At 59.8% G+C, this 26,216-nt stretch carries 24 protein-coding genes and 1 tRNA gene; 17 read left to right on the forward strand and 8 right to left on the reverse strand.

Annotated elements, in window-relative coordinates; genetic code table 11:
• Positions 1-5: 5 nt before the first annotated feature.
• Complete coding sequence (locus ACR0NJ_RS05330) at positions 6-1,019, reverse strand: TRAP transporter substrate-binding protein (RefSeq protein WP_480816091.1); 1,014 nt, start codon at positions 1,017-1,019, stop codon at positions 6-8.
• A 149-nt stretch (positions 1,020-1,168) separates the two neighbouring features.
• Here ACR0NJ_RS05330 and ACR0NJ_RS05335 point away from each other — a divergent pair, with 149 nt between their 5' ends.
• Complete coding sequence (locus tag ACR0NJ_RS05335; protein WP_480816092.1) at positions 1,169-1,651, forward strand: MarR family winged helix-turn-helix transcriptional regulator; 483 nt, start codon at positions 1,169-1,171, stop codon at positions 1,649-1,651.
• 90 nt (positions 1,652-1,741) lie between these two features.
• On the opposite strand, the gene ACR0NJ_RS05340 is transcribed toward ACR0NJ_RS05335, so the two are convergent.
• Together ACR0NJ_RS05340 and ACR0NJ_RS05345 are read right to left on the reverse strand one after the other, a co-directional pair.
• Positions 1,742-1,818: transfer RNA gene (locus ACR0NJ_RS05340), tRNA-Pro, on the reverse strand.
• A 92-nt stretch (positions 1,819-1,910) separates the two neighbouring features.
• The gene (locus ACR0NJ_RS05345; protein ID WP_480816093.1) at positions 1,911-3,026 is read right to left on the reverse strand and encodes a THUMP domain-containing class I SAM-dependent RNA methyltransferase; all 1,116 of its coding nucleotides are present in this window, start codon (positions 3,024-3,026) and stop codon (positions 1,911-1,913) included.
• Positions 3,027-3,324: 298 nt separating this feature from the next.
• Between ACR0NJ_RS05345 and ACR0NJ_RS05350 the strand changes: the two genes are divergently transcribed.
• From ACR0NJ_RS05350 to nqrF, 6 genes are read left to right on the forward strand one after another with little or no spacing between them, the layout of a single operon-like run.
• Positions 3,325-4,668 carry a Na(+)-translocating NADH-quinone reductase subunit A gene (locus ACR0NJ_RS05350; RefSeq protein ID WP_480816250.1) on the forward strand — a complete coding sequence of 448 codons (1,344 nt, stop codon included), beginning with the start codon at positions 3,325-3,327 and terminating at the stop codon, positions 4,666-4,668.
• A 6-nt stretch (positions 4,669-4,674) separates the two neighbouring features.
• Positions 4,675-5,883 carry an NADH:ubiquinone reductase (Na(+)-transporting) subunit B gene (locus tag ACR0NJ_RS05355; protein WP_480816094.1) on the forward strand — a complete coding sequence of 403 codons (1,209 nt, stop codon included), beginning with the start codon at positions 4,675-4,677 and terminating at the stop codon, positions 5,881-5,883.
• On the forward strand, positions 5,876-6,691 hold the full coding sequence (locus ACR0NJ_RS05360) for a Na(+)-translocating NADH-quinone reductase subunit C (RefSeq protein WP_480816095.1): 816 nt from the start codon (positions 5,876-5,878) through the stop codon (positions 6,689-6,691). The genes ACR0NJ_RS05355 and ACR0NJ_RS05360 overlap by 8 nt, the downstream gene beginning before the upstream one ends.
• Positions 6,691-7,344 carry an NADH:ubiquinone reductase (Na(+)-transporting) subunit D gene (locus ACR0NJ_RS05365; protein WP_480816096.1) on the forward strand — a complete coding sequence of 218 codons (654 nt, stop codon included), beginning with the start codon at positions 6,691-6,693 and terminating at the stop codon, positions 7,342-7,344. The genes ACR0NJ_RS05360 and ACR0NJ_RS05365 overlap by 1 nt, the downstream gene beginning before the upstream one ends.
• Positions 7,344-7,952: an NADH:ubiquinone reductase (Na(+)-transporting) subunit E gene (nqrE, locus tag ACR0NJ_RS05370; protein ID WP_170389343.1), complete on the forward strand. Its 609-nt coding sequence runs from the start codon at positions 7,344-7,346 to the stop codon at positions 7,950-7,952. The genes ACR0NJ_RS05365 and nqrE overlap by 1 nt, the downstream gene beginning before the upstream one ends.
• Positions 7,953-7,962: 10 nt before the next feature.
• Positions 7,963-9,186 (forward strand): NADH:ubiquinone reductase (Na(+)-transporting) subunit F, encoded by a 1,224-nt coding sequence (nqrF, locus tag ACR0NJ_RS05375; protein WP_480611643.1) that lies wholly within the window; start codon positions 7,963-7,965, stop codon positions 9,184-9,186.
• Positions 9,187-9,241: 55 nt separating this feature from the next.
• On the opposite strand, the gene ACR0NJ_RS05380 is transcribed toward nqrF, so the two are convergent.
• Positions 9,242-10,255 (reverse strand): NAD-dependent epimerase/dehydratase family protein, encoded by a 1,014-nt coding sequence (locus tag ACR0NJ_RS05380; RefSeq protein WP_480816097.1) that lies wholly within the window; start codon positions 10,253-10,255, stop codon positions 9,242-9,244.
• Between the two features lie 129 nt (positions 10,256-10,384).
• Here ACR0NJ_RS05380 and ACR0NJ_RS05385 point away from each other — a divergent pair, with 129 nt between their 5' ends.
• Positions 10,385-11,140: a metallophosphoesterase family protein gene (locus ACR0NJ_RS05385; RefSeq protein ID WP_480816098.1), complete on the forward strand. Its 756-nt coding sequence runs from the start codon at positions 10,385-10,387 to the stop codon at positions 11,138-11,140.
• Positions 11,141-11,175: 35 nt separating this feature from the next.
• On the opposite strand, the gene ACR0NJ_RS05390 is transcribed toward ACR0NJ_RS05385, so the two are convergent.
• The gene (locus ACR0NJ_RS05390) at positions 11,176-11,700 is read right to left on the reverse strand and encodes a CBS domain-containing protein (RefSeq protein ID WP_480816099.1); all 525 of its coding nucleotides are present in this window, start codon (positions 11,698-11,700) and stop codon (positions 11,176-11,178) included.
• Between the two features lie 122 nt (positions 11,701-11,822).
• On the opposite strand from ACR0NJ_RS05390, the gene ACR0NJ_RS05395 reads away from it, so the two are divergent.
• The 7 genes from ACR0NJ_RS05395 (at position 11,823) to ACR0NJ_RS05425 (ending at position 19,177) form a co-directional block, all read left to right on the forward strand.
• The gene (locus ACR0NJ_RS05395; protein WP_480816100.1) at positions 11,823-12,008 is read left to right on the forward strand and encodes a hypothetical protein; all 186 of its coding nucleotides are present in this window, start codon (positions 11,823-11,825) and stop codon (positions 12,006-12,008) included.
• A 66-nt stretch (positions 12,009-12,074) separates the two neighbouring features.
• A complete protein-coding gene (locus tag ACR0NJ_RS05400) occupies positions 12,075-13,100 on the forward strand; it encodes an FAD:protein FMN transferase (RefSeq protein WP_480816101.1) in 1,026 nt (341 codons plus the stop codon).
• A 15-nt stretch (positions 13,101-13,115) separates the two neighbouring features.
• A complete protein-coding gene (gene nqrM, locus ACR0NJ_RS05405) occupies positions 13,116-13,352 on the forward strand; it encodes a (Na+)-NQR maturation NqrM (protein ID WP_480816102.1) in 237 nt (78 codons plus the stop codon).
• A gap of 66 nt (positions 13,353-13,418) precedes the next feature.
• Positions 13,419-15,089, forward strand: coding sequence for a sulfatase-like hydrolase/transferase (locus tag ACR0NJ_RS05410; RefSeq protein ID WP_480816103.1), 1,671 nt, complete (start codon positions 13,419-13,421; stop codon positions 15,087-15,089).
• 102 nt (positions 15,090-15,191) lie between these two features.
• Positions 15,192-16,709 (forward strand): 2,3-bisphosphoglycerate-independent phosphoglycerate mutase, encoded by a 1,518-nt coding sequence (gene gpmI / locus ACR0NJ_RS05415; protein ID WP_480816104.1) that lies wholly within the window; start codon positions 15,192-15,194, stop codon positions 16,707-16,709.
• Positions 16,706-17,830 (forward strand): murein hydrolase activator EnvC family protein, encoded by a 1,125-nt coding sequence (locus tag ACR0NJ_RS05420; protein ID WP_480816105.1) that lies wholly within the window; start codon positions 16,706-16,708, stop codon positions 17,828-17,830. The genes gpmI and ACR0NJ_RS05420 overlap by 4 nt, the downstream gene beginning before the upstream one ends.
• A gap of 6 nt (positions 17,831-17,836) precedes the next feature.
• Positions 17,837-19,177: a S41 family peptidase gene (locus ACR0NJ_RS05425; protein ID WP_480816106.1), complete on the forward strand. Its 1,341-nt coding sequence runs from the start codon at positions 17,837-17,839 to the stop codon at positions 19,175-19,177.
• A gap of 40 nt (positions 19,178-19,217) precedes the next feature.
• Here the strand turns inward: ACR0NJ_RS05425 and ACR0NJ_RS05430 are convergent, their stop codons facing one another.
• The 3 genes from ACR0NJ_RS05430 to ACR0NJ_RS05440 form a co-directional block, all read right to left on the reverse strand.
• Positions 19,218-20,744: an MFS transporter gene (locus ACR0NJ_RS05430; protein WP_480816107.1), complete on the reverse strand. Its 1,527-nt coding sequence runs from the start codon at positions 20,742-20,744 to the stop codon at positions 19,218-19,220.
• 79 nt (positions 20,745-20,823) lie between these two features.
• Positions 20,824-21,183, reverse strand: coding sequence for a hypothetical protein (locus ACR0NJ_RS05435; protein ID WP_480816108.1), 360 nt, complete (start codon positions 21,181-21,183; stop codon positions 20,824-20,826).
• An 11-nt stretch (positions 21,184-21,194) separates the two neighbouring features.
• Positions 21,195-21,956, reverse strand: coding sequence for a DUF6478 family protein (locus ACR0NJ_RS05440; protein ID WP_480816109.1), 762 nt, complete (start codon positions 21,954-21,956; stop codon positions 21,195-21,197).
• Between the two features lie 231 nt (positions 21,957-22,187).
• On the opposite strand from ACR0NJ_RS05440, the gene ACR0NJ_RS05445 reads away from it, so the two are divergent.
• Positions 22,188-25,295: an ABC transporter transmembrane domain-containing protein gene (locus ACR0NJ_RS05445; RefSeq protein WP_480816110.1), complete on the forward strand. Its 3,108-nt coding sequence runs from the start codon at positions 22,188-22,190 to the stop codon at positions 25,293-25,295.
• Positions 25,288-26,184, forward strand: a complete 897-nt coding sequence (locus tag ACR0NJ_RS05450) for a CPBP family intramembrane glutamic endopeptidase (protein ID WP_480816111.1) — start codon at positions 25,288-25,290, stop codon at positions 26,182-26,184. Before ACR0NJ_RS05445 ends, ACR0NJ_RS05450 begins: the two co-directional genes overlap by 8 nt.
• Positions 26,185-26,216: the final 32 nt, after the last annotated feature.

The following is a 26,216-nucleotide window of genomic DNA, read 5'->3' on the forward strand; positions in this document are numbered from 1 at the left end:
CGGGGTTACTGCCCCGCCTGTTTGCGTATCTCGGCAAGGGCGGCTGTACCGTCAAACCCGGTTTCGGCGACAGCCTCGGCCCATGCGGCCTCATGCTTGTCGGCAAAGCCCTTGATCACCTCCAGAACCTCATCCGGTGCATCATAGACCTGAACCGAGCTTTCGGCGACATAGTCAGCGCCTGCCGCGTCTGCCGCATCCCATGTCTGGCCTGCAAGCGCTGCGAAGGCGGCGCCCGATACGGCCTCGATTGCGGCTTTGTCGGCGTCGGAAATCTCATCCCAGCGGTCTTCGTTCATCACCAGAAACCACGAGGTATTGTACATACCGCCGGGAATACGCATCGAATGCGTTATGTGATCCGTCAGCTTGAACGCTTTAAGCGCCTCGATCGGGAAGGTCACGCCGTCGATGACCCCGGTCGACAGCTTTTCGAACACCTGCCCCGGCCCCATGAATTGCGTGGTTATGCCAAGATCGCCGGACAGGTCGGCGATGTAACCGCCGGGTGTCCGAATTTTCAGGCCCGAGAAATCGTCGGCCGTTTCGATCTGTCGCTGGTTATTGTGGAACATCCCCGGCCCGTGCACGAACAGACCAAGCAGCTTTGCCCCTTCGTGTTCCGCCTGCGCGTCAAGATCGCCTGCATAGACGTTCCAATACGCGACCGACGTGTCCTCGGCTGAATCACCCAGAAATGAGAACTGCCCGATCCGCGACCGCAGGAAACGGTCGTCGCGGGTGAAAGAATGCAGGCCGTATGTGATATCGGCCACCCCGTCCACCGCCAGATCGTAGTGCGCCGGGGGTGGGCCGAGCGGTTTTGGCAGGATGCGAACGGTGACGCGATCTTCGGTCGCCTCGGCCACGGAATCTGCCCAAGGCTGAATGACGCTGGTGACAACCGGATGTTGCGGCGGCAGCCACGACGACAGGACAAACTCCTCGGCTGCAGCGACCGAGGCGGTCATTACAACGCCAGCCAGTGCCGATCCAACGATGGTCTTTATAGTGTTCATGTCATTCTCCTCCCCGGAAATAGCAGTCCACTGCGTCTATTTAGTTTCCGTTGAAACTATATTGCCGATGTTAGTTTCATGTGTAACAATGTCAACGAAAATTAACTGACCACAACCAAGGGCATCAAAGCCCCGGTCGGAGAAACTGCATGGAACGGAAACCAGACCTAAGCGTTCAAGCGGAAGAAAACGGGACAGAGTTGGATCTGAACGCGTTCTTTCCCTACCAACTGCGCCGGACCTATGCCGCCGTCAGCGAGATGTTGCGGGCTGTTTATCATGAGAAATTCGATCTTAGCTCGGCGGAATGGCGGGTGCTGGCCATTCTGGTGCGCGACCGAAAGATCACCAACCGCGAGATCGTGGCCGCAGCCACAATCGACAAGGTCACGGTCAGCCGCGCCGTGGGCAAGCTGGAAGACAAGAAACTGGTTGAACGGCACCCGAATCCCGAAGATGGCCGAAGCGAATTGCTGAGCCCCTCGGCCAAGGGTCTGGACCTTTATAAGGCGATGTCGCCAGATCTAACCGCGTTGGAAGAACGCATTCTCGGCGTCCTGAACGCGTCCGAACGAAAAAGCCTGATGGCCGCGTTGAGCAAGCTTGAAGGAAGCGCCAAACGGCAGGATTGACGTGATCCAGGACTCGTTGAGATTTTGCGCACGGACCTGAAGCGCCCATAAAAGCGGGCTTTAGCCGATCTGCTAATTTATTGGATTAATTGGTCGGAGTGAGAGGATTCGAACCTCCGACCCCTGCCTCCCGAAGACAGTGCTCTACCAGGCTGAGCTACACTCCGACCGTGGCGGGTGATCTATACCCGGGAAATGGGATGTGCAAGAGGGATTCTGTGGCGCTTGCGCATCCGGAATAACGCGACCCATTCTGGCGTCAGGGCAGGGCATCCGTCCGGTAAAGGCGGATTTTGGTGCCGCCGTGATCCACAACGGGTCCGGGCGGCAGAAGGGGCAGGCGGGTTGTGCGGGCCAATGAGGCGTTGCTGGTCACGATCCCCACGCGCCAGCCGGAAAAGCGGGACATCAGTGTTTTGCCCAGGCTGCCATAGAGCGACCGGAGGCGCTTTTCGTCACCGATCCGGGCGCCGTAGGGCGGGTTGACGATAACCAGTCCAGCGGGCCCTTCGGGCGGTTTGATGTCGCTGACAGAGCGCTGGGAAAAACGGGTGGTGTCAGCGACGCCTGCCTGTTGGGCGTTGGTTGAGGCGGCCTCAATCGCACCCGCGTTCCTGTCGGAGCCATAGAAACGCCCCTCTGGGGTCAGGGCCGGCGGTGCCTCGCGCAGGGCCTGCCACGCCTGCGGATCAAATCCGGCCAAATCCTCGAATGCGAAGTGGCGAGAGCGACCGGGCAGCAGTCCAAGCGCAATCTCGGCGGCCTCGATCACAAAGGTGCCCGATCCGCACATCGGGTCCAGAACCGGCTCTTCACCGTCAAACTCACACTCGCGTAGGAACATCGCGGCCATCGTCTCGCGCATCGGGGCTTTGGCGACGGCTGGTTTGTGGCCGCGTTTGTGCAAGGGATCGCCCGATGTATCCACCGAGAAAGTGCACAGGTCTTTTTCGATGCGGAGAAGCACGCGCAGATTGGCGTCCGGCGAGATCGGTGCGCCGAGCGTCTCAGCTATCGCCCGCTCGATCCTCTGACGCGCAGCGCCCGCGTGGTAGATGCGGGATTTGCGGCTGGTGGCCTCGACCTTAACCGGGATATCGGGGCGCAGAAAGTCCGCCCACGGGAATTTGCGCGCCCGTTTATCCAACTGGGCAAGATGCACCGCCGGGAAACTGCCAAGACGGACCAGAACCTTATTGGCCCCGCGCAGGCACAGATTGGCGCGCCAGACCTCGGACCAGTTGCCCTTGCAACTGACACCACCGGGGATCACTCTGGCCCCGCCGAATCCGTGCTGCTTGGCTTCGGCACATAGGGGCGCTTCCAAACCCGGCGTTGCCACCAGGAAAATCTCAAATTCGTCAGATGCGTTCATGGCGATTGATTACACCGGAAGCAAAACGGGTGCGATACGCTTTTTCCGGGTTGTTTCGCGGGTTTTGCAATAAGATCAGTATAAAGTGACTAGCCGCTGTTGGTTTTGGCGGTAACAGGTTTGCGTTTCGCAGCGTGTGCGCGTAAAGGGTCCCTGATCGGAATAATGCCAGCGGATTCCGGCGGGTTTATGATGCATTTGCGTCCCGGCGAGCCAGACGATCCGCGCTATTTGGATGTCATGATCGCATGGCGTACAATAGTTGGCGCAGGAAAGAGGCTTGGAAGACCGTAGCAAGATGCAAACTTTCAAACTGAAAAAAGGGTTGGAACTGCCGGTTCTGGGTGCACCCGAACAGACCATCCAGCCGGGGCCTGAGTTTTCCACCGTTGCGGTTCTGGGGTCGGATTACCTTGGGCTGAAGCCACGCATGCTGGTGCAGGAAGGCGATACGGTTCAGCGCGGCACGCCGCTGTTCTGCCACAAGGATGTGCCCGAGGCGATGATGGTCGCCCCCTTAAGCGGCAAGGTCGTCGCCATCAATCGCGGCGCGCGTCGTGTGCTGCAGAGCGTGGTGATCGAGGTCTCTGATCCCAACGATGCGGGCATCGACTTCTCTGGCGTCGGAAATGGCGGAAGCGCCGAAGGGGTGGCGGAAAAGCTGTGTGCCTCGGGTCTTTGGACCTCATTCCGTACTCGGCCCTATTCCAAGATGCCTGCGCCTGGGGAAAAACCGACTGCGATCTTTGTCACCGCGATGGACAGTGAGCCACTGGCCGCCGACGCAGCGCTGATCATTGCCGATGCAGGGGATGCGTTTGCAGCAGGTCTTGCCGCCGTCGCGACACTGACCGAGGGCAAAACCTATCTGTGCCACAAGGAAGGCGATACCGTTCCCGGCTCGGACGTTGCTGGTGTCGAGGCTGCTGCGTTTTCCGGACCGCATCCGGCGGGGCTGGCGGGGACGCATATCCATTTCCTTGAACCTTTGGCAGGGGACAAGCAGGTCTGGACGATTGGGTATCAGGACGTCATCGCAATTGGCCGCCTGATGCAGACCGGTCATTTGGACCCGAACATTGTTGTGGCCCTCACCGGCCCCTGTGCGCGTCAGCCGCGGCTGATCCGGACGGCCATGGGCGCTTCGACCGACGACCTGACCCGTGACGAGATCAATGTTGAGGGAACACCGCGCATCATTTCGGGCTCGATCCTGTCAGGACAGCTTGCCGAGGGTCCGACCGCCTATCTGGGCCGGTTCGCGCGTCAGGTCACCGTGATCCGCGAGGATCACGACCAGATCCCGATGGGCTGGATTCGCCCGATGCCGTCGAAATTCTCGGTTCAGCCGGTGCTGGGCTCGGCTTTCGCGAAAAAGCTCTACGCGCTGACCAGCAACCTGAACGGCGGGCGGCGTGCGATGGTGCCCACGGGCGTCTTCGAAGAGCTGATGCCGCAGGATTACCTGCCGACGCAATTGCTACGGGCGCTGCTGGTGATGGACACGGACACAGCGCAGGCACTTGGCGCGCTGGAGTTGGATGAAGAAGACCTGGGCCTTGTGGGCTTTGCCTGCCCGGCGAAATATGAATACGGGCTGGCGCTGCGCGACTGCCTGACCAAGATTGAAAAGGAGGGCTGATCCGAAATGGGTTTGCGCAGCTTCTTCGATCGGATCGAGCCGAACTTTACCAAGGGCGGCAAGTACGAGAAGTACTTCCCCATCTACGAGATGGTGGAAAGCTTCATCTACACTCCGAAAACCGTAACCACCGCAGCGCCTCATGCGCGGTCGTACGTGGATATGAAGCGGATCATGACCTATGTCGTGATCGCCACGATCCCCTGTATTCTTTGGGGGATGTATAATACCGGCTATCAGGCCAACTCGGCCATTGCCGCTTTGGGCGCAGAGTCGGCGACAGGCTGGCGGATCGCGATCCTGCAGGCGTTTGGCATCTCATTGAACCCGGACAGCATCTTCGCCAACGTGATGCACGGGCTCATGTATTTCCTGCCGATTTACATCGTGACACTGGTCGCGGGCGGGATATTCGAGGTCATATTCGCCACCGTGCGCGGCCATGAGGTGAACGAAGGTTTTCTTGTGACCTCAATGCTTTACACCCTGATCATGCCCGCGACCGCACCGCTTTGGCAGGTTGCGCTTGGTATCATCTTCGGCGTGGTGATCGGCAAAGAGGTGTTTGGCGGTACCGGCAAAAACTTCCTCAACCCCGCGCTTGTGGGCCGGGCGTTCCTGTATTTCGCTTATCCCGCGAACATGTCCGGTGACACCGTTTGGACCCCGGTCGACGGGTTCTCGGGCGCGACGGCGCTGTCCGTTTCCGCCTCGGACGGGTATCAGGCTTTGGCGGCGGATGGCATCACCTGGTGGAATGCGTTCTTCGGGCAGATTCAGGGCAGCTTCGGCGAGACTTCAACGCTCGCCTGCATGATCGGTCTGGCCTTCCTGCTGACCACGCGGATCGCCAATTACCGCCTGATCATCGGCTGTCTGGCGGGAACCATCGGCTTTACCCTGCTGCTGAACCTGATCGGATCGGACACCAATCCAATGTTTGCGATGCCGTGGTACTGGCACATCGTGCTGGGCGGCTATGCCTTCGGTCTGGCCTTCATGGTGACCGAACCCGTTTCGGCCAGCCACACCAACACGGGCCGCTATATCTATGGCGCTCTGATCGGTGTCATGGTTGTGATGATCCGCGTCATTAACCCCGCTTTCCCCGAGGGTATGATGCTGGCTATCCTGTTCGGCAACGTCTTTGCACCGCTGATCGACTATTTCGTCGTGCAGGCCAACATCAAACGGAGGGCGCGTCGCCATGTCTGATACGCAATCCAACGAACCGAAGGGCGCTCTGGCCAAGTTTCTGGCGGCCTCGCCGGATTCGGTCGGCAAGACGATCTTCATCGCTGTCGCGGTTTGTCTGGTGGCTTCGATGGTGGTGTCTGCCGCGGCTGTCAGCCTGCGCCCGGTGCAAGATGCCAACCGGCTGAAGGACAAGCAGGTTAACGTTCTGCAGGTCGCCGGGGTGTACGAACCCGGCATCGACGTGACCGAGGCCTTTGCGGCGTTCGAGCCACATGTGCTGGAATTGTCTACCGGTGAGTTCGTGGACGACCAGTTCGACCCGGCTACCTTTGACGATATCGCCGCCGCCAGCGATCCAGAGCTGAGTGTGGCGCTCGACAACGACCCAGCAGGCATTGGTCGTAAGTCGAAATACCGCGTGATCTATCTGCTGCGTGACGACGCGGGAGCCTTGGACAAGGTGATCCTGCCGCTGCACGGATACGGCTTGTGGTCAACGCTCTACGGATTTATCGCGCTGGAAAACAACGGCAACGATATCTTCGGCCTGCAGTTCTATCAGCATGGCGAAACGCCCGGTCTGGGTGCCGAGGTGGACAACCCGCGCTGGAAAGCGCTGTGGAACGGCAAACGTCTGCGCGATGACGCGGGCGAATTGCAAATCACTGTCGCCAAGTCGCAACCTGCCGCGGGCCCTGATTTCTATATCGATGCGCTTGCCGGTGCCACGCTGACCTCGGTTGGTGTCGATAACCTGGTGAAATTCTGGATGGGTGATGCGGGCTACGGTCCCTTCCTGGCCAAACTGCAAGCAGGAGAACTCTGATGTCTCAGACCAAGAAAGAGATGCTGGTCGACCCGCTTGTCGACAACAACCCGATCACCCTGCAGGTGCTGGGCATTTGTTCCGCGCTGGCTGTCACCTCATCGCTGCAGGTATCCTTTGTGATGGCGCTGGCGGTGACATTTGTGACCTCGTTCTCATCCTTCTTCATCTCATGCCTGCGCAACCAGATCCCGGGCTCGATCCGCATCATCGTGCAGATGGTGATTATCGCCTCGCTGGTTATTCTGGTGGATCAGGTGCTGAAAGCCTATGCGTTTGAGATTTCGAAAACCCTGTCGGTTTTCGTGGGTCTGATCATCACCAACTGCATCGTGATGGGCCGGGCCGAGGCGTTTGCCATGAAGAACCCGCCCGTCGCGTCCTTTATCGACGGTTTGGGCAACGGCATGGGCTATGGCCTGATCCTGCTGCTGGTCGGCTTCATTCGCGAGCTGTTCGGTGCCGGGTCGCTGTTTGGCGTCACCATCCTGCAGACTGTCAACAATGGTGGCTGGTACGTGCCCAACGGCATGCTGCTGCTGCCACCCTCGGCGTTCTTCATTATCGGTCTGATCATATGGGCCTTCCGCACATGGAAACCGAACCAGGTGGAAGAGCGTGAATACAAAATCCGGCAGGTAGAGGCGCACTGATGGAAGGTCTGATTTCACTGGCCGTAAAGGCCATCTTTGTCGAAAACCTTGCGCTCAGCTTCTTTCTGGGGATGTGTACCTTCATCGCCGTGTCCAAGAAGATTTCGACCGCGCTGGGTCTGGGAATTTCGGTTATGGTCGTGCAGGCGATCACCGTGCCCACCAACAACCTGCTGTTGAACTACCTGCTGAAACCGGGTGCGCTGTCTTGGGCCGGGTTCCCGGATGTGGACCTGACCTTCCTGGGCCTGATCTCATATATCGGGGTGATCGCGGCGATGGTTCAGATCCTCGAGATGATCCTCGATAAATACTTCCCGCCGCTTTACAACGCGCTGGGGATTTTCCTGCCGCTGATCACGGTGAACTGTGCCATTCTGGGCGGCTCGCTGTTCATGGTGGAACGCGACTACAACTTTGCCGAGGCCGCAACCTATGGCCTGTCTTCGGGCTTTGGCTGGGCGCTGGCGATCACTGCGATGGCAGGCGTGCGCGAAAAGCTGAAATATTCGGACATTCCTGACGGCCTGCAGGGTCTGGGGATCACCTTCATCACCGCAGGGCTGATGGCGATGGCCTTCATGTCCTTCTCGGGCGTGAAACTGTAAGGAGGCGGCGATGGAAACTTTTACCCTGGGCGTCGCTCTTTTCACCCTGATCGTGATCGGACTGGTCGCGATCATCATGGCGGCCCGCTCGCGTCTGGTGTCGACCGGTAATGTCAACATCACCATCAACGGTGAGAAAACCGTATCCGTTCCGGCGGGCGGCAAACTGTTGCAGACGCTGGCAGCCGAGAAACTGTTCGTGCCATCCGCCTGCGGTGGCGGCGGCACCTGCGCGCAATGCCGGGTGCGTGTGCATTCCGGTGGCGGATCGATCCTGCCTACGGAAGAAAGCCATATCACCAAACGCGAGGCCGCTTGTGGCGACCGCCTGTCCTGTCAGGTCGCGGTCAAGCAGGACATGGATATCGAAGTCCCGGAAGAGGTCTTTGGCGTCAAGAAGTGGGAATGCACGGTGCGGTCGAACGAGAACGTCGCGACCTTCATCAAGGCGCTGACGCTGGACCTGCCGGAAGGTGAGGACGTGAACTTCCGCGCCGGTGGCTACATCCAGATCGAGGCGCCCGCGCACCAGTTGGCCTATACCGATTTCGATGTGGAAGAAGAGTATCGCGAAGATTGGGATCGCTTCAATCTGTGGCAGTACAAATCCGTCGTCGGTGAGCCGATCGAACGTGCCTATTCGATGGCGAACTACCCGGACGAAAAAGGCATGATCATGCTGAACGTCCGCGTGGCCTCGCCGCCTCCGGGCTCGGACGGCATTCCACCGGGTCAAATGTCGTCGTACATCTTCAACCTGAAGCCGGGCGATAAAGTCACGATCTCGGGTCCGTTTGGCGAATTCTTTGCGCGTGAGACGGAAAAAGAGATGGTCTTTATCGGCGGCGGCGCGGGCATGGCGCCAATGCGCAGCCACATCTTCGACCAGCTCAAACGACTTGAGAACCGCAACCGCAAGATCAGCTTCTGGTACGGTGCCCGCTCGAAAAAAGAGATGTTCTTTGTCGAAGATTTCGACACGCTGGCCAAGGAATTCGATAATTTCGAGTGGCACGTGGCCCTGTCGGACGCGCAGCCCGAGGATGATTGGAAAGGCTATACCGGCTTCATCCATAACGTGCTGTTCGAAGAATACCTCAAGAACCACCCCGCGCCGGAAGATTGCGAATACTACATGTGTGGCCCGCCCATCATGAACCAGTCGGTCATCAACATGCTGCTGGATCTGGGCGTGGACCGCGAAGACATCATGCTCGACGATTTCGGCGGGTAAAAAACAAAAAAACCGGCGCACTCTGCGCCGGTTTTCTTTTGCGAGAGGGGCCCGTTCACTTCCCGTAATAGTCGCGATACCACTCGACGAACTGTTGGATCCCGTCCTTGAATTCGGTCTGCGGGCGATAGCCAGTCAGGCGTTGCAACAGGCTGTTGTCGGCCCATGTGGCCGGAACATCGCCCAACTGCATCGGCATATAATTGCGGATGGCCTTCTGGCCGACCGCCTCTTCGATGGCTTCGATGAAATCCATCAGGCGGACCTTCTCTCCGTTGCCGATATTCACAATGCGATAGGGCGCAACAGGGGACAGACTGTCGCCTTCCACGATCTCATCACTACTGGCAGGCCGGACAGGAGGGGTGTCGATCAACAGCCGGATACCCCGCACCAGATCCTCGACATGGGTAAAGTCGCGATACATGTCGCCGTGGTTGTAGATGTCAATCGGGCGGCCATCCAGAATGGCGGCGACGAACTTGAAATAGGCCAGATCCGGCCGCCCCCAGGTGCCGTAGACGGTGAAGAACCGGAACAACGTTGTCGGCAGGTCCCACAGATGGGCATAGGAATGCCCCATCGCCTCATTCGCTTTTTTTGTCGCGGCGTAAATGGTCAGTTGATTGTCGACCTTTTGAGTCTCGGTAAAAGGCATATCCTCGCTGGCCCCATAAATTGATGAGGTCGAGGCCATCAGCAGGTGGTCCACCTTATGCTGCCGTGCGACCTCCATCACGTTGAAGGTGCCCACGACGTTCGAGTCGATATAGCTGCGCGGATGTTCAAGGCTGTAGCGCACCCCGGCCTGCGCGGCGAGGTGGACTATGACATCGGGCTGGAACTCATCGGCGACCTGCATCAGGCGTTCGTGGTTTTCCAACAGGTCCTCGGTTGCCGAAAAGCCTGCTGTCTGCATCAGCATCTGGTGCCGCCGCTGCTTCAGGGTGACGTCGTAGTAATCGGTCATCCCGTCATAGCCGTGCACGCGGAAGCCCTCGGCCAGCAGCAGTCGGGCCAGATGAAACCCGATAAAGCCCGCAGTACCCGTAACCAAAACCCGTTTCATAAAAACCCTCTGCGCGCTGATCTGATCAAATGATGCCCGTCATCACAGTCATATCAGACGCCTACGGGCCTTCAATCGAAACGATTGCCAATTGTGGCTGCAGCCTGCGCCGGGTAGGGATAGGCCCGCATGGTTAAGGATTGGATCAAAGGGCTTTTGGCAAAACGCCAGATGCAGGACGCGGAGGACGATGTGCACGCAATCGCTCCGGCTGAGCGATTCTACGCGGTTGGGGACATTCATGGCCGTCTCGATCTGTTGCAGGCGATTCTGACCCGTATTGACGGCGATTGCCGCACTGTTTTTGTAGGCGACTACATCGACCGGGGCGATTATAGCGCGCAGGTGCTGCGCCATTTGCATCACCTCAGCGAAACCTCCGACGGGCGCGTTATTTGCCTGTTGGGAAATCACGAGGAAATGCTGCTGCGCTTTCTCGACGACCCTGAGCAGGCCAGCGGCTTGTGGTTCCGCAATGGCGGGCTGCAAACGTTGGCCTCTTTCGGGATCAACGAGGTGACACCCGACGACAACGCCATCGCCGTAGCCGCGCAGCTACGGCAGGCTATGGGTGAGACGCTGGTCACTTGGCTGTCGAACCGCCCCCTGATCTGGACCAGCGGCAATGTCTCGGTCGTGCATGCGGCGTTGGAGCCGGACAGGACCATTGACGATCAGCCTCGACAAACTTGCCTGTGGGGCCGGCCTCATTATTCGCGGGCGCGCCGGGCCGACGGGCAATGGGTCGTGCACGGTCATACAATCGTGGATCAGGCGCAGATTATGCGGGGGATCATCTCAATCGACACCGGCGCTTTTGCCACCGGCCGCTTAACGGCAGCCGAAATCTTTCCGAGCGGGGTTCAGTTTATCTCAACACGTTGACCGGCCCGATGGGCCAGTCCCGAGCGGTCGCGGGCTCAGCCGACGATCATCTGCTTCATGCGCAGGGCTTCGTATTCCAGTTCTTTCAAACGGAAATGCACAACATCACCAATCGTGATCACGCCGCACAGGTTGCCGTCTTTCAAAACCGGCATGTGACGAAAACGGCCCTCGGTCATGGTTTTCAGCACGTCATTCAGCAGATCATCCGGCGTGCAGGATTTGACGTCCGTCGTCATCAACTCCTCAACGGCCTGCGGCAAGGTCTGACCAGGCGTGTCCGCCATGCGCCGCACGATGTCGCGCTCTGACAGGATGCCCTGCAAAGCACCGTTCTGGTCGGTCACAACCACCGCGCCGATCCGCTTGTCCTTGAGTGTATTCACAACGGAATGGATCGTATCGTTGGGACGGACCGAGAAAACCGCATCCCCCTTACCCTCAAGCAGCTTGGCCACGGTCGTCTGCGCATAGGACAGGTTCGATTCCGTCGACTGGCTATAGGTTGTCTTGTCAGCCTTGTCGCCGCGCGATGGGGACTGGTAAGAGCTTGGGGCCATGGGCAATCTCCTCCTTATACTTCAAAGTCTTTCCCTTTCACCTTAGCGCAGCTAAACGACCTGTATAGGGTGCAAATGCCCGCATCGGTGAATTCCGCTGCTTCTCAAGGATACGCAAGGCTTTGAATGACCTCTATCTGACCCCGCCGCTGGCTGTGCTGATCTTTTTCATGGTGGTCGTCTGCGGCCACAACTTCCGTAAGCTCTGGAAACAGCAGCCGCCGGGATGGCGCAAACGAGCCTGGCTGTTCGGCGTACCGGCGGGGATTGGCTTGCTGGCGCTGGGTTTTCTGCCGCTCAAGCTTTGACGGTGGTTTGACTCTGAACGGGGGCGCTGGCATATGCCGGGCACGGATTTTCCAGGAGAACCCCCGATGCGTTTTTCACCCGTTCTGGCCTTTGTCACACTTGTTTCCGGCTGTTTGTTCGACAAGGAACCCGACGTCGTGCGCCTGTCGGGCGAGACGATGGGTACAACCTTCAACGTCACCGCAATCGGCGAGGATCTGGACGAAAAAACGCTGGCGCAGGCTGTTGACCAAACCTTGGCCGACGTCAACGCCAAGATGTCCAACTGGGACCCGAATTCCGAGGTCTCGACCTTCTCCGCCACCGCAAACACCGACCCGGTGCCGGTTTCCCCCGAGTTCGCGCTGGTGATGACCGCCGCAAACGAGGTGCACGAAAAGACCGGTGGCACCTTCGACGTAACTCTTGGGCCGCTGATCGAACTTTGGGGCTTCGGCCCGCGCAAACCGGAAGACCCGGTACCGTCGGACGAAGACATCTCCGCCGCGCTGAATGGCGTGGGGCAGGCCCGGTTGCTGACGCTTGACACCGAGGCCGGGACATTGGCAAAATCCAACCCCGCAGTCGGGATCAATCTGTCGGCCATTGCAAAAGGCTACGGGATCGACGCTGTGGCCGAGACCCTGCGCGATGCGGGAATCGAGGACTATCTGGTCGAGATCGGCGGCGATTTGGTGTCCAAAGGGCAAAACGATCAGGGTGAGGCCTGGCGCATCGGGATCGAAAAACCTGAACCTGGCGCGCAAAGCGTTCAGTTGATCGTGTCATTGGACAATCGCGGCATGGCAAGTTCCGGCGACTACAAGAATTTCTTCGAACAGGACGGCGTGCGTTATTCCCATATCATCGACCCGACAACCGGGAGGCCAATCACGCACCGCACGACCTCGGTCACCGTTCTGGCGGAAAACGCCATGATGGCCGATGCCTGGGCGACGGCGATGCTGGCGCTGGGGCAGGAAAAGGGCATGGAACTGGCTGAAAAGCATAAACTTGCCGTGTATTTCATCGCGCGGGATGTGACAGGCGGTGAAGATGCGTATATTACGATGCACAGCAGCGCGTTCAAAGACGCGCTTGGCGGCAACTGACCGGCGGAACCCGAGATGAGCACCTTTATTCTGGCCTTCATTCTGTTAGCCCTCGTCATGGTGGGCATGTCGCTAGGTGTGATGCTGATGGGCAAAACCATCAAGGGCAGTTGCGGCGGACTGAACGCGATCTCCGGTGCGGATAAATGCGTGGTCTGCAAAAAGGACGTCGATCCGAACAGCCCCTTGCGTGACCAGCTTCAATGCAAGCGCGCCAAGAAGATGCTGGACCAGATGGAGCGTGAGGCTTAATCCGCATTTGCGCTGCGCGAAAGGAATTGGCTAGATAGCCCCCGGACCACTTCGGGAGGGGCACAATTGGCCAAAGCCAGAAACATCCTGTTCATCATGTTCGACCAGTTGCGCTGGGACTACATAAGTTGTTACGGGCATCCGCATCTGCACACCCCGAATATCGACCGGCTGGCCGCGAAGGGCGTCCGGTTCAACCGCGCTTATATCCAGTCCCCGATCTGCGGCAGTTCCCGCATGTCCACCTATACCGGTCGCTATGTGCATTCACATGGTGCCTCGTGGAACGGCATTCCGCTGAAAGTTGGTGAGATTACGATGGGCGATCATCTGCGCAAGGCGGGGATGGAGTGCTGGCTGGTCGGCAAGACCCATATGCGCGCGGATGCCGAGGGGATGGCCCGCTTGGGTCTGGAACCCGACAGCCTGATCGGAGCCCGCGTTGCCGAGTGTGGCTTTGACGTGTTCGAACGGGATGACGGGATGCTGCCCGAGGGGCCGGATGGGTTTTACGACCCGGACGGCGCGAAGGAATACAACAAGTTCCTGAAAGCCAAGGGCTATGAAAGCGACAACCCGTGGCATGACTTTGCCAATTCCGGGCTGGACGCCGAGGGCAACGTTCTGTCCGGCTGGTTTCTGAAAAACGCGCAAGAGCCCGCAAACATCGCCGAAGAAGACAGCGAAACCCCCTATCTGACCGGGCGCGGCATCGACTTCATGGAAAGCCATGACGGCCCCTGGTGCTGCCATCTGAGCTTAATCAAACCGCATTGGCCTTACATCGTGCCCGAGCCCTATGCCTCGATGTACGGTCCCGACCACATTTTGCCCGTGGTTCGATCCGAGGCGGAACGACAGAACGCACATCCGGTGCTCAAGGCGTTCATGGATACCAAGGTCGGGCAGGCGTTTTCGCGGGAAGATGTACGCGAGGCGGTGATCCCAGCCTATATGGGTCTGATCAAACAGGCGGACGATCAGATGGGGCGGCTGTTTGACTGGATGGAGAAAGCCGGGCGGATGGACGACACGGTGATCGTGTTAACCTCGGATCACGGCGATTTTCTGGGCGATCACTGGATGGGGGAAAAGACCTTCTTCCACGACGCCTCGACCAAAATGCCGCTGATCATCTACGATCCTTCGCCCGAGGCAGACGCCACACGCGGCACGGTCAGCGACGCGCTGGTGGAATCCATCGATCTGGCCCCCACATTTGTTGATACCGCCGGCGGAGAGGTACCGACGCATATTCTGGAAGGGCACTCTCTGCTACCGATCTTGCACGGGCAGGCCGACGACCTGCCCCGCGACGTGGTGATCTGCGAATACGACTACTCAGGCTCGCCGATTGCGGATGTGCTGAACGCCTCGGTCCGCGATGCGGTGATGTTCATGGTGGCGAACAGGAAATGGAAGTTGATCCATTGTGAGGGCGGCCACCGGCCCATCCTGTTCGATCTGGAAAACGACCCGGATGAACTGACCGATCTGGGCGACAGCGCCGAGCACGCCGAGGTCATCGCCGAGATGTACGATCATCTGTTCACCTGGACCCGCCGGGCCTCGCAGCGCACCACGCGGTCCGAGCAACAACTGATCGAGATGCGGACAAAAAGCCGGGGCAGGGGCATCGTCCTGGGGGTCTATGACGAAAACGATGCGCCGCTGGACCTGACAGTCAAGTATCGCAACCGCAAGGCGCGACCTTACAAGAGCTATCTGAAGGACTAGCTGCGCGTATGATTAAATCTGCGCCAATCGAGGGAAAGACGGTTCACCCTCTGGCGGGCAAGGGATAGAAGATGGGCGCAGAGCAGTTACCGGAGACCTTCAATGACCGCCCCGAAACCCGTTGTCCTGTGCATTCTCGATGGTTGGGGCCTGTCGGAGGATACCGCGGCCAACGCGCCTTATTTGGCCAACACGCCGACCTTTGACGCGATGATGGCCAACGGGCCGCATGCCACGCTGATCACCCACGGCCCGGATGTGGGCCTGCCCAGCGGTCAGATGGGCAATTCCGAGGTCGGCCACACCAATATCGGCGCGGGCCGGGTTGTGGCGATGGATCTGGGTCAGATTGATCTGGCGATCGAGGATGGCTCTTTCTTCGACAACGCCGCGTTGCAGGATTTCATCGCCAAGGTGAAGGCTGCGGGCGGGACGGCGCATCTGATGGGGCTGGTCTCGGATGGCGGTGTGCATGGGCATTTGAACCATATCGTAGCGGCGGCCAAAGCGATCACCGATGCGGGCGTTCCGGTGGCGCTGCATGCGGTCACGGATGGGCGCGATGTGGCCCCGAAATCGGCCTTTACCTACATCGCAGAGCTTGAAGATCGGTTGCCCGAGGGGGCCAGGATCGTCACCGTCAGCGGACGCTATTTTGCCATGGACCGCGACAACCGGTGGGATCGCGTGGCCGAGGCCTATAACGCCATGATTAAAGCGCAGGGCAGGGGGGAGAACACCGCCCATTTTGCGGTGGATCATGCCTATAACCAGTCGGAAACGGACGAGTTCATCGCGCCTACGGTACTTGAGGGATACTCGGGCCTGAAAGACGGGGACGGGTTCTTCTGCCTCAACTTCCGCGCCGACCGTGCGCGCGAGATTTTGCGGGCGATTGGCGAGCCGGGTTTTTCGGATTTCGACACCGGACCGCGCCCGAACCTGTCCGCGCTGCTCGGCATGGTCGAATATTCCGACGGCCACAACGCCTACATGACCACGGTGTTCCCCAAACGCGCCATCGTGAATACGCTGGGCGAATGGGTCGCCAAACAAGGCCTGCGCCAGTTCCGACTGGCCGAGACCGAAAAATATCCTCATGTCACCTTCTTTCTGAACGGCGGCAAGGAAACCCCCGAAGAGGGCGAAGACCGGTTCATGCCAAAATCGCCCAAGGTAGCGACCTATGACCTGCAGCCCGAAATGTCCGCCCCCGAGGTCACGGCGAAATTTGTCGAAGCCATCAACGCGGGCTATGACCTGATCGTCACGAACTATGCCAACCCGGATATGGTCGGACACAGCGGCGATCTGCAAGCAGCTATCAAGGCTTGCGAGGCCGTCGATCAGGGTTTGGCGCAGGTTGTCGCCGCGTTGAACGAGGCCGGGGGCGCGATGATCGTCACCGCTGACCACGGCAATTGCGAGATGATGGTCGATCCCGAAACCGGTGGTCCGCATACGGCGCACACATTGAACCCGGTGCCGGTGGCTCTGGTCGGCGGCCCCGACGGCGCGCAGCTGCGGAACGGTCGCTTGTCGGATCTGGCCCCGACGCTGCTGGACCTGATGGGCCTGCCCAAACCGTCTGAGATGACCGGGGAGAGCCTGTTGTCATGAGGTTTGCGGCGCTGGCTGTTTCCCTTCTTCTCGCGGCCCCGGCGCAAGCTGACCCCTCGCAGGCGGCTCTGGAGGCGGCAGCGCTGCTGGAACAGGCCTCGGTTTCCCTGACCGAGGCCGAAGGTGCCCGCGACCGGGTGCGCGCCCTGACCGAGACGATTCAAGCGTACGAGGCCGGTCTGAGCGCAATGCGCGACGGGTTGCGCATGGCCGCCACGCGCGAGGCGCAACTGACCGCTGAACTGCGCGCACGCGAGGATGACGTGGCGCAATTGCTGGGCGTTTTGCAGACCATCGAAACCACCGCCCCGCCGGTCTTGATGCTGCACCCTTCGGGTCCTTTGGGCGCCGCGCGGGCGGGCATGATGCTGTCCGAAGTCACGCCGGGCCTGAACGCCAAGGCCGAAGCGCTGGCAAAAGACCTGCACGAAGTACAGACCCTGCGCCTGTTGCAACAGGACGCGGCGGACACCCTGACCGAAGGTCTGGGCGGCGTTCAGGATGCCCGCACCCGGCTAAGCGAGGCCATAGCCGATCGCTCCGACCTTCCCCGCCGGTTTGTTGAAGACCCTGTGCGCACGGCGATCCTGATCTCGTCCACGGAAACGCTGGACGGGTTCGCAAGCGGTCTGGCTGAAATCTCGGAAGGGGAAATCGCCGCAACCGACGCCAGCATTACCGGCAGCAAGGGCGACGTGCCCCTACCGGTTCAGGGCATCCTGCTGCATGGCGCGGGTGAAACCGATGCTGCGGGCGTGACTCGGCCCGGTCTTGTGTTGGGAACGCGCCCACGGGCTTTGGTCACGTCGCCCACCGCCGCCACGATTCGCTATCGCGGCCCGCTGCTGGATCTGGGCAATCTGGTGATCCTGGAACCTCAACCCGGCCTTTTGTTCGTGTTTTCAGGCCTGCAAGAGGTTTACGGTGAGCCGGGACAGGTGATCCCAGAGGGCACGCCCGTGGGCCTCATGCCCGGCAAAACGCCGGAAATCGGCGCAATATTGTCAACAACCAGTGATGGCACTGGAACTGACCGGTCAGAAACGCTCTATATAGAGGTAAGACAGGATAACAGCCCCGTGGACCCGGAATCGTGGTTTCGGACCAGCAAGGATGGATAAACGAGTATGAAGAAATTTGTTATGGCCGGTCTGGCCGGAACCGTGGCAGGCATCATCGCAACCACTCAGATCGCAGGACCCCTGCTGGCGCAGGAGGCTGCAAGCAAGGCCAGCGTCTATCAGCAGTTGGACCTGTTCGGCGACATCTTCGAGCGCATCCGCGCCCAATATGTCGAAGAGGTCGAGCCCGAGGAACTGATCGAGGCTGCCATCGACGGCATGCTGACCTCGCTTGATCCGCATTCGAGCTATCTGTCGCCCGATGACGCAGAACAGATGCGCGTGCAGACGCGGGGCGAGTTCGGCGGGCTGGGTATTGAGGTGACGCAGGAAGAGGGCTTTGTGAAAGTTGTCTCTCCCATCGATGACACGCCTGCGGATGCCGCTGGGATCGAAGCCGGGGATTTCATCACCCATGTGGATGGCGAAAGCATTCTGGGCCTGACACTGGACAAGGCGGTTGATCTGATGCGCGGGCCGGTTGGTTCCGAGATCGTGATCACCGTTGTGCGCGAAGGCGAACCGGAACCGTTCGACGTGACTATAATCCGCGACACGATCAAACTGACCGCCGTGCGCGCCCGCACGCAGGGCACCAGCGTCGTGCTGCGCGTCACTACCTTTAACGACCAAACCTTCCCGAACCTGCAGGAAGGCCTAGAAGAACAGATCGTCGAGGCTGGCGGGATCGAGAAGGTCAACGGTTTCGTTCTGGACCTGCGCAACAATCCGGGCGGTCTGCTGACCCAGGCCATCAAGGTTTCGGACGCGTTCCTGAACGAAGGTGAAATCGTCTCGACCCGTGGCCGCAACCCCGAGGAAGGCGAGCGCTACAACGCATCACCCGGCGATCTGGCCGAGGGCAAGCCGATTGTGGTTCTGATCAATGGCGGGTCAGCATCTGCATCGGAAATCGTCGCAGGTGCGCTGCAGGATCACCGCCGTGCAATCGTGGTGGGGACCAAGAGCTTTGGTAAGGGTTCTGTTCAAACGGTGATGCCCCTGCGCGGTGACGGGGCGATGCGCCTGACCACCTCGCGCTATTACACCCCGTCGGGCCGCTCGATCCAGTCGCTGGGCGTCAGCCCTGACATCATCGTGGAGCAGCCGCGCCCGGTTCCCGAGCCGGAAGAGGAAGAGTCCAACCGACCCTCCCGCTCTGAAGCGGACCTGCGCGGCAGTCTGAACAATGACAGCCTGAGCGAGGATGAAATCCGCCAGATCGAGGAAGATCGCGCCAAGGCTGAAGAAACCGCCGAACTGCGGGAAGAGGATTACCAGCTGGCCTATGCCATCGACATCCTCAAGGGTCTGTCGGCCTTCAACCCGAACGGGCCGTCGCAGTAAAACAGCAGGGCCGCGGATGACGCGGCCCTTTCTTTTCCGGTCAGCTTTCGACTTTGTGCAGCTTTTCCTCATCCAGCATGAGGGCCAGCAGGATGCCGACCGATACCGAGATGGTCGAAAAGACAAAGGCCATGCTCATGCCACTATCAAAGGCGGCAGCGGTGGCGGTTTTGACCTTCTCGACCTCTTCCGGTCCCAGCTTCTGCAGGACCGCGCGGGCCGAGTCGGTGCTAAGCGTGCCACCATTGATGGCCGTTTGATCGGCCTCTGACAGGTTGACGCCAGCCGCGCTAAGGTTTTCCTGGAGGTTGGACCGGCTGACCACGTACATGATGGCCGTGGCGAAGGCGACTGAGATCGCGCCATAGACCAGATGGACCATGAAGCTCAGCCCGCCGACCAGCCCTGCGCGTTCGGGTTTGACAGCACAGACAGCCGCAGTGCCGGAAGGGCCAACCGTCAGAGTCGCGCCCAGCCCGATCATCGCCATGCCGGGCAGAATTCGGAAATACCCCCACCCGCTGGGCATTACGATCATACTGGCCGACCCGATGGTGGCGATCAGGTAGCCCCAGAACAACAGCCGTTTGGGCCCGAAATCATTGTAGAGCGTGCCGGACACGATGGAGCCGACCGCCAGCAGCATCGTCAACGGTGCCAAGCCCAAGGCCGATTCAAAGGTCGACCAGCCCAGAACCTTTTGCATGTATTGCGGGAAATACAGCAACCCGACAAACGCCGCCGAGACATTGAACATATTCAGGCCCAACGTGATGCGAAATTCCCGGTTCTGCATCATCTGGGGCAGCAGCAAGGGTTCTTTGACCCGTTTCTCGATCCTTGGAAACAGCAGGAATAAAGACGCGCTGACGAAGAACAGCAGCAGCAATGGAACTGAGGTCCAGCCCCAATCCGCGCCCACATCCAGCCCGTAAAGCAGCAGCAGAACGGCAAAGGACAGGACGGCCATGCCAGCAAAATCAATGTGCTCACCCTGTTTGTGGTGGATCTCGCGCTTCATCAGCAACAGGGCGGTGGCCATCGAGATGCTGGAAAACACCACATTCGCCAGGAAGAAATACCGCCAGTCACCAAGGTTCACAGCCAGCCCGCTGATCATCGGACCAAAGACGTTACCGGTTGTCACACCGGCCAGAATAAGGCCCATGACCAAAGCCCGGTGTTCCGGTTTTGAAACCTTTGTGGCCCCAAAGGCCAAGGTACAGGGCCAGACACAGCCCGCGCCGATCCCTTGCAGTGCCCGCGAAACGATAAGGAAGTCCAGGCTGGGTGAGAAGAAACACATAACCGATGAGAACAGAAAGATCGTCAGTCCAATGATCATCACCTTCCGGTGGCCGTACATGTCGCCAAGACGCCCCCCGGCAACCATGGTCATGGCGAAGAACAGTGCATAGATGTTCAGGACCCATTGGGTGCTGGTGATGTCGGCATCAAAGGAGTTTTCGATGGCCGGAACCAACATCAGCGCGCCGGTAAAGTCGATGCCAATGCCAAAACCTGTCACCATCAGAGCGATGACTTTGATGATGCTGCTGCGGTCCATTGCTGCACCCAATCTGTTTTGTGGATGCTTCAATGATGCATGAAAATGGCTGAAAAGATAGGGCTTTAGAGCGCGAGCTTCAGTCCGCTGCGTTACAGTTCCGCCGGAACGCCCGTTTGAGCATATCCAGTTCAGCCCGCAATAGCGCGACCTCGGCCCGCAGATCGTCGGCGGCGGGGGCACCGGCAATCACGGTGAAATCCGCCAGTTTTTGGGTCGAGGCGGTGTCTACGACAATAAAGCTGTGCACGCCTTCGGACAGGGCGGTTGTGGGCACGGGCACAGTCAGGGTCCAGCCGGTGTCAGCGGGGGACAGATCAACACCTTCCAGCGCCTGGCCCAGATATCGAACCTCGATGCTGGGTTGCGCATCTGCCTGAAGATGGCCTTGCCATTGGCCGTTTTCGAACCGGATTAACGTTAGGGTCGGTTGCGTCATGTCAGGCAGTCTCACAAATCGGCACGGTGGTGGCGGCAAATGGTCAGGTCGCGCAGAACGATGCGGTTCATGCGCGGGTTTTCGATGATCAGGTCCAGCCAAATTTTCTCGATCCGCCGTTCGTTTAGGGGCAAGTGGGCCAAATCGAAATCAATCGCGTTGGAAGGCCCGGACATATCCATCTGCCGCAACACCTGCTCCGCGTTCGGGCCGTGCTGGACGTTGAGGCGAGCAAACATCTCAACGGGTTTTTCGCCTTCGATCAGAGCGTCAACGCATATCAAATGTTGACCGGTTAGGTTCTGAGCGGCGTCTTTCGGCAATTCGACGGAGAGCGACAGGAAAGAGCCCTCGAAGCTGAACACCTCAATCGCCAGACGGTATGGGGCAAGGTCACGCTCCTTGCGGTTCCTAATCTGGCGTGCCGCTATCTCGGCCCGGGGACAGTCGTGAAACAGCGTCACTTGACCATCCAGAGCCGCCTTTCGCCCCGGCGATGCCAGTCCGGGTTGGGTCAATGGCCCGCGCCACAGGTCGGGCCGCCAGCTCCAATCCGTTCCGACCGGTTTGGGGAACTGCGCCGATCCGATCAGTGGGTGGCTCAAACGGCTATCCGCCTCGTGAATCAGCCGGTCCAGATGGGTGCGCAGCGCGCGAGCCTGATCGCGCTGCTGGCGCAATATGGGGTGCGCCGCACCCGTCGCTTGCACGGCCGCCCTGCGCCAGCGCCCAAGAAGTTTGCGGTGAAGATAGCGGTCCAGAAGTCTGCCCATGGTCCCATCGTCTGAAGTTGCTTCTGTTTAGTCAAACAGAGGGTAATGGACAAAGGCGAATTAAGGGTGAGCGGATAAAATTTTGCGAAATCCGGTCGGCCACTACGGGGCCGAACAAGAAACGCGCGCCCATTCTTGCAATGGGCGGGACCAATGCGTACCGTCTGCCATCTGATCCACGCGGAACATCGCAACCGGCGCAGTTCCTCCCACTCCGGACAAGGCCCAGGCATGGAACCCACCCTGTTTTCATTCATCTGGAAATACTCGAAGAAACAACAGCTTGTTCTGTTGGTGCTGACGGTTTTGTCGTTCCCGTTCCTCTATGCCTCGCTGGAGCTGCCCAAGCAGATCATCAACGATGCTATCGGTGCTCCCGCCAACACTGTGACCGTGTTCGGGATCACCGTGACGCAGGTGCAATACCTACTAATCCTGTGTTTTGCCTTTCTGGCAACCGTGATCGTCAGCGGGCTGATGAAAATGCGCATCAACACGATGAAGGGCGTTCTGGCCGAGCGCATGCTGCGCCGTCTGCGCTTCACGCTGATTCACCGCGCGATGCGATTTCCGAAATCCTATTTCGCCACCACCAGCCAGGGGGAACTGGTGTCGATGATCACGTCAGAAGCCGAACCGATGGGCGGGCTGATGGGCGATGCCATCGCGCAGCCGGTGTTTCAATTCGGGCAGATGATGACGATCGTCACCTTTTTGTTCATGCAAAGCGTCTGGTTCGGGCTGGCCAGCATCGCCCTTATCCCGTTGCAGGCGTGGCTGATCCCCAAGCTGCAGCGCCAGATCAACCTGCTGAACAAGGATCGCATCCAAGAGGTCCGGCAACTAAGCTCCGAGATCGGAGAAAGCGCCGCAGGCATCAGCGACCTGCGCACAAATGGCGGCTGGCGCTACCGGCTGGCGCAGTTCAGCCACCGTCTGGGCACCTTGTTCGAGATCCGGTTCCGGATCTACAACAAGAAATTCTTCATGAAGTTCCTCAACAACCTGATCACTCAGATGACGCCTTTCCTGTTCTATTCGGTCGGCGGTTATCTTGCGATCACGGGCGAGGTCACGGTGGGTGCCTTGGTCGCCGCACTTGGGGCCTACAAGGACCTGAGCGGCCCGTGGAAAGACCTTCTGACCTATTACAATCAGGTGCAGGACATGTCGTTGAGGTGGGAGATCGTGACCGAGCGTTTTGCGCCGTCGGACATGATCCCCGAACACCTGTTCGCGGGCGAACCCGAAACGATCCCCCGTCTGACCGGTGATATCGAATTGCGCAACGTGACCGTCCGGGACAATGACGGCAAGACCGTTCTGGAAGACATTGACCTGACCATCCCCGAAGGGGCCCGCGTGGCGATTCAGTCGACCCACGCCTCGGAACGCAACGCGCTGGCCCAGTTGCTGACCCGCGAGGTGCTACCGGTTCAGGGTGAGGTGGTTCTGGCCGGGCACAATCTGCGCGAGCTGCATCAGTCCGTCATCGCGGCGCGGATCGGCTATGCCTATTCGCGGCCCTATCTGTTTGACGGCACTTTGGGTGACAACCTGATGATGCCCTTGCGCACCCACCCACGGCACGAAGCAGAGGCCATAAGAACCCCCACGCGGCGACAGATCGAAGCGGTGCGCGCCGGAAACCCGCCGGATTCGCTATCGGACGAGTGGATTGACCCCGGTTTAGCCGGGCTGGATGACATCGAAGGCATCCGCGACTGGTGGTTCGAACTGGTCGAGGCGATGGGCATTGACGAGTTTATGTTCCGCCGCACTCTGCGCACGCGGTTCGACCCCGAACTGCACCCGATCCTGGCGCAGGGGATCGTCGATTTGCGCCAGACGGTAAACGAAAGGCTGCGTGCCAAGGGGCTGGACCAATATGTCTACAGATTCGACCCCGACCGGTTCAACCCTGCTGTCCCTCTGGGCGGCAACCTTCTGTTCGGGGCCCCGGCCCGCGACATCTCACCCGAGATTCTGGCGGGCGACGGGCGGTTCCTGTCCATGCTCAGCGCGCATGACCTTGCCGAGGACGCGATGAGCATTTCAAACGCGGTTCTGGAGACGCTCAACCACGCCTTTGGCCGTGACGGTACGGATCACCCTCTGTTCCTGCGGCTGGGCATGTCCAAGGACATGTATCACCGCCTGCTGGACATCGAAGACCGCCGCAAGGCCAAGGGCGATGCCGAGATCAACGATGACGAGCGCGCAACGCTGCTGACCGTTCCGTTTCTGCTGACGGCAGAACAGATCGGCCCGGATTTTCCGGAAGAATACAAGGATAAGATTCTGGCCATCCGCAAGGCGCGGGCGGAACAGTTACGCGGCGCGCTGGATGGTATGTTCCTGCCGGTGACGCCCGAAGTTTACATCCCGCGGTTGTCGGTGATGGAAAACGCGATCTACGGGCGGGTCTCGCTGATGGCAGGCGCGCATGCTGAGGACATAGAAAACGTGGTGGCCGAAGCGATGAACGAGGCCGGTCTGCGCCGCCGCGCGGCGGCCATTATCTACGACCTGCCGTCGGGTCTGGGTGGGAATAACCTGCCGACGGTCTTTCAGGAACGCGCCGCATTCTCGCGGGCCGGGATCAAGCGCCCGGATATCCTGATCCTCGACAAGGCGCTGGCCAGCCACGATTCCGAAAGCCGCCTGCGCACACGTCTGAAACTCCGGGAATTGCTGCCGGATTCGATCATGATCTTCATGGAGGACCACTTTGCCCACCCCGAAGCCTATGACCTGTTCGTCGAAATCAAGGACGGGCGGATCGACGGCGTCTCGCGCACCAAACCCGTGCATACCGAAGGGGCCTCGGCCGATCTGAGCCGCAAGATCGAAGTCATCGCCTCGACCGAGTTGTTCTCGGGCATTGACGCCCGCAACCAGCGGCTGCTGGCCTTTTCGGCACAGTGGTATGAGGCTGCGGCGGGGCAGGTGATCTTTTCCCGCGGGCAGATACCGGATGCCGCGTATTTGTGCATCGCGGGTCAGGCCAAACTGGAATGGTCTGAACCGGACGGGGCGAAACGAACCGTTTCCATCATCGAGCCCGGACGCCTGATTGGGGATCTGTCGATCATCACCGGTGAGGCGCGGCAACTGGACCTGACTGCCATTGACGACTGCTCATTCCTGCGGATCGGCGCAGAAGAACTGCGCGCGGTCGTCGAAAGCGATGCCACGGTTGCCGTGCAACTACTGCAGACCGTGGCCGGGTACCTGACCACGCTGGCCAACCGGGTCAATGCGGCCAGCGCCGGGGCGGATATCTTCCCGGACGCGCCCCAGCCCGAGGGCCTTGAGGGTGCCAGTGACAATGCGTGACGATGAACCGAGCGCTTACGCCGCCCATGACCGCCTTGTCGCGACCGCCCGCGACCGGCCCGAACTGTGGCGGATTGTGCTCGGGCTCGCTCTGGTCGGCGTCCTTGTCAGCGCACTGAACCTGATCCTTTTCTCGGCGATTGCCGGTATCGCGCCCTATGACTGGACCGCCGTTCTGTTCAAAGGCGGCACACCACTGGCGATGTTCGTCCTTTTGGGCAGCTTCGGGTTCATCACACTGGGCGTCGCCGTCGCCGCGCGCCTGCTTCAACAGCGCGGTTTCCCATCGATTGTCGGCGCGCGCCACCAGACACTGGCCCAGTTCTGGCGCGTGCTGCGCGCCCTGATGATCCTTGGCGGGATCGTGGCTGTCCTGCCGCCCTATGACATGGGCGAGCCGCTACAGGCGAACCTCAGTCTGCGCGTCTGGCTGATGCTGCTGCCCATTTCAGCCTTCGCCGTCCTGATTCAGACCAGCGCCGAAGAGATCCTGTTTCGCGGATATCTGCAGCAGTCTCTGGCCGCCAGATTTCGATCTCCGGTGATCTGGATGGGCGTACCCTCCCTCTTGTTTGCGGCAGGCCACTACGCACCCGCCTTAGCCGGGGACAACGCCCTGCTGGTCGCTGCATGGTCCTGCGCCTTTGGCCTGCTGGCCGCCGACCTGACCGCACGGGCAGGGACGCTCGGCCCGGCTATCGCCTTGCATTTCTTCAACAATGCGGTTGCGCTGCTCTTTATCTCATTGCCCGACAACCTCAGCGGTCTGGCCCTGTTTCTGCTGCCCTATGACATGTCAGACACCGGCATGCTGCGGCAATGGCTGCTGGTGGATTTCGCGGTCATGATCGTCTGCTGGCTTACCGCGCGCCTTGCCATCAGGCGCTGATTGCATTTCCTTCCGTTGCGTCTTATTTGACG

The organism is Ruegeria sp. F11, assembly GCF_056533855.1.

Coding starts and splice junctions, on each gene's coding strand:
- ACR0NJ_RS05330 (WP_480816091.1), bottom strand. CDS start 1,019: ATGAACACTATAAAGACCATCGTTGGATCGGCACTGGCTGGCGTTGTA.
- ACR0NJ_RS05335 (WP_480816092.1), top strand. CDS start 1,169: ATGGAACGGAAACCAGACCTAAGCGTTCAAGCGGAAGAAAACGGGACA.
- ACR0NJ_RS05345 (WP_480816093.1), bottom strand. CDS start 3,026: ATGAACGCATCTGACGAATTTGAGATTTTCCTGGTGGCAACGCCGGGT.
- ACR0NJ_RS05350 (WP_480816250.1), top strand. CDS start 3,325: ATGCAAACTTTCAAACTGAAAAAAGGGTTGGAACTGCCGGTTCTGGGT.
- ACR0NJ_RS05355 (WP_480816094.1), top strand. CDS start 4,675: ATGGGTTTGCGCAGCTTCTTCGATCGGATCGAGCCGAACTTTACCAAG.
- ACR0NJ_RS05360 (WP_480816095.1), top strand. CDS start 5,876: ATGTCTGATACGCAATCCAACGAACCGAAGGGCGCTCTGGCCAAGTTT.
- ACR0NJ_RS05365 (WP_480816096.1), top strand. CDS start 6,691: ATGTCTCAGACCAAGAAAGAGATGCTGGTCGACCCGCTTGTCGACAAC.
- nqrE (WP_170389343.1), top strand. CDS start 7,344: ATGGAAGGTCTGATTTCACTGGCCGTAAAGGCCATCTTTGTCGAAAAC.
- nqrF (WP_480611643.1), top strand. CDS start 7,963: ATGGAAACTTTTACCCTGGGCGTCGCTCTTTTCACCCTGATCGTGATC.
- ACR0NJ_RS05380 (WP_480816097.1), bottom strand. CDS start 10,255: ATGAAACGGGTTTTGGTTACGGGTACTGCGGGCTTTATCGGGTTTCAT.
- ACR0NJ_RS05385 (WP_480816098.1), top strand. CDS start 10,385: ATGGTTAAGGATTGGATCAAAGGGCTTTTGGCAAAACGCCAGATGCAG.
- ACR0NJ_RS05390 (WP_480816099.1), bottom strand. CDS start 11,700: ATGGCCCCAAGCTCTTACCAGTCCCCATCGCGCGGCGACAAGGCTGAC.
- ACR0NJ_RS05400 (WP_480816101.1), top strand. CDS start 12,075: ATGCGTTTTTCACCCGTTCTGGCCTTTGTCACACTTGTTTCCGGCTGT.
- nqrM (WP_480816102.1), top strand. CDS start 13,116: ATGAGCACCTTTATTCTGGCCTTCATTCTGTTAGCCCTCGTCATGGTG.
- gpmI (WP_480816104.1), top strand. CDS start 15,192: ATGACCGCCCCGAAACCCGTTGTCCTGTGCATTCTCGATGGTTGGGGC.
- ACR0NJ_RS05420 (WP_480816105.1), top strand. CDS start 16,706: ATGAGGTTTGCGGCGCTGGCTGTTTCCCTTCTTCTCGCGGCCCCGGCG.
- ACR0NJ_RS05425 (WP_480816106.1), top strand. CDS start 17,837: ATGAAGAAATTTGTTATGGCCGGTCTGGCCGGAACCGTGGCAGGCATC.
- ACR0NJ_RS05430 (WP_480816107.1), bottom strand. CDS start 20,744: ATGGACCGCAGCAGCATCATCAAAGTCATCGCTCTGATGGTGACAGGT.
- ACR0NJ_RS05435 (WP_480816108.1), bottom strand. CDS start 21,183: ATGACGCAACCGACCCTAACGTTAATCCGGTTCGAAAACGGCCAATGG.
- ACR0NJ_RS05440 (WP_480816109.1), bottom strand. CDS start 21,956: ATGGGCAGACTTCTGGACCGCTATCTTCACCGCAAACTTCTTGGGCGC.
- ACR0NJ_RS05445 (WP_480816110.1), top strand. CDS start 22,188: ATGGAACCCACCCTGTTTTCATTCATCTGGAAATACTCGAAGAAACAA.
- ACR0NJ_RS05450 (WP_480816111.1), top strand. CDS start 25,288: ATGCGTGACGATGAACCGAGCGCTTACGCCGCCCATGACCGCCTTGTC.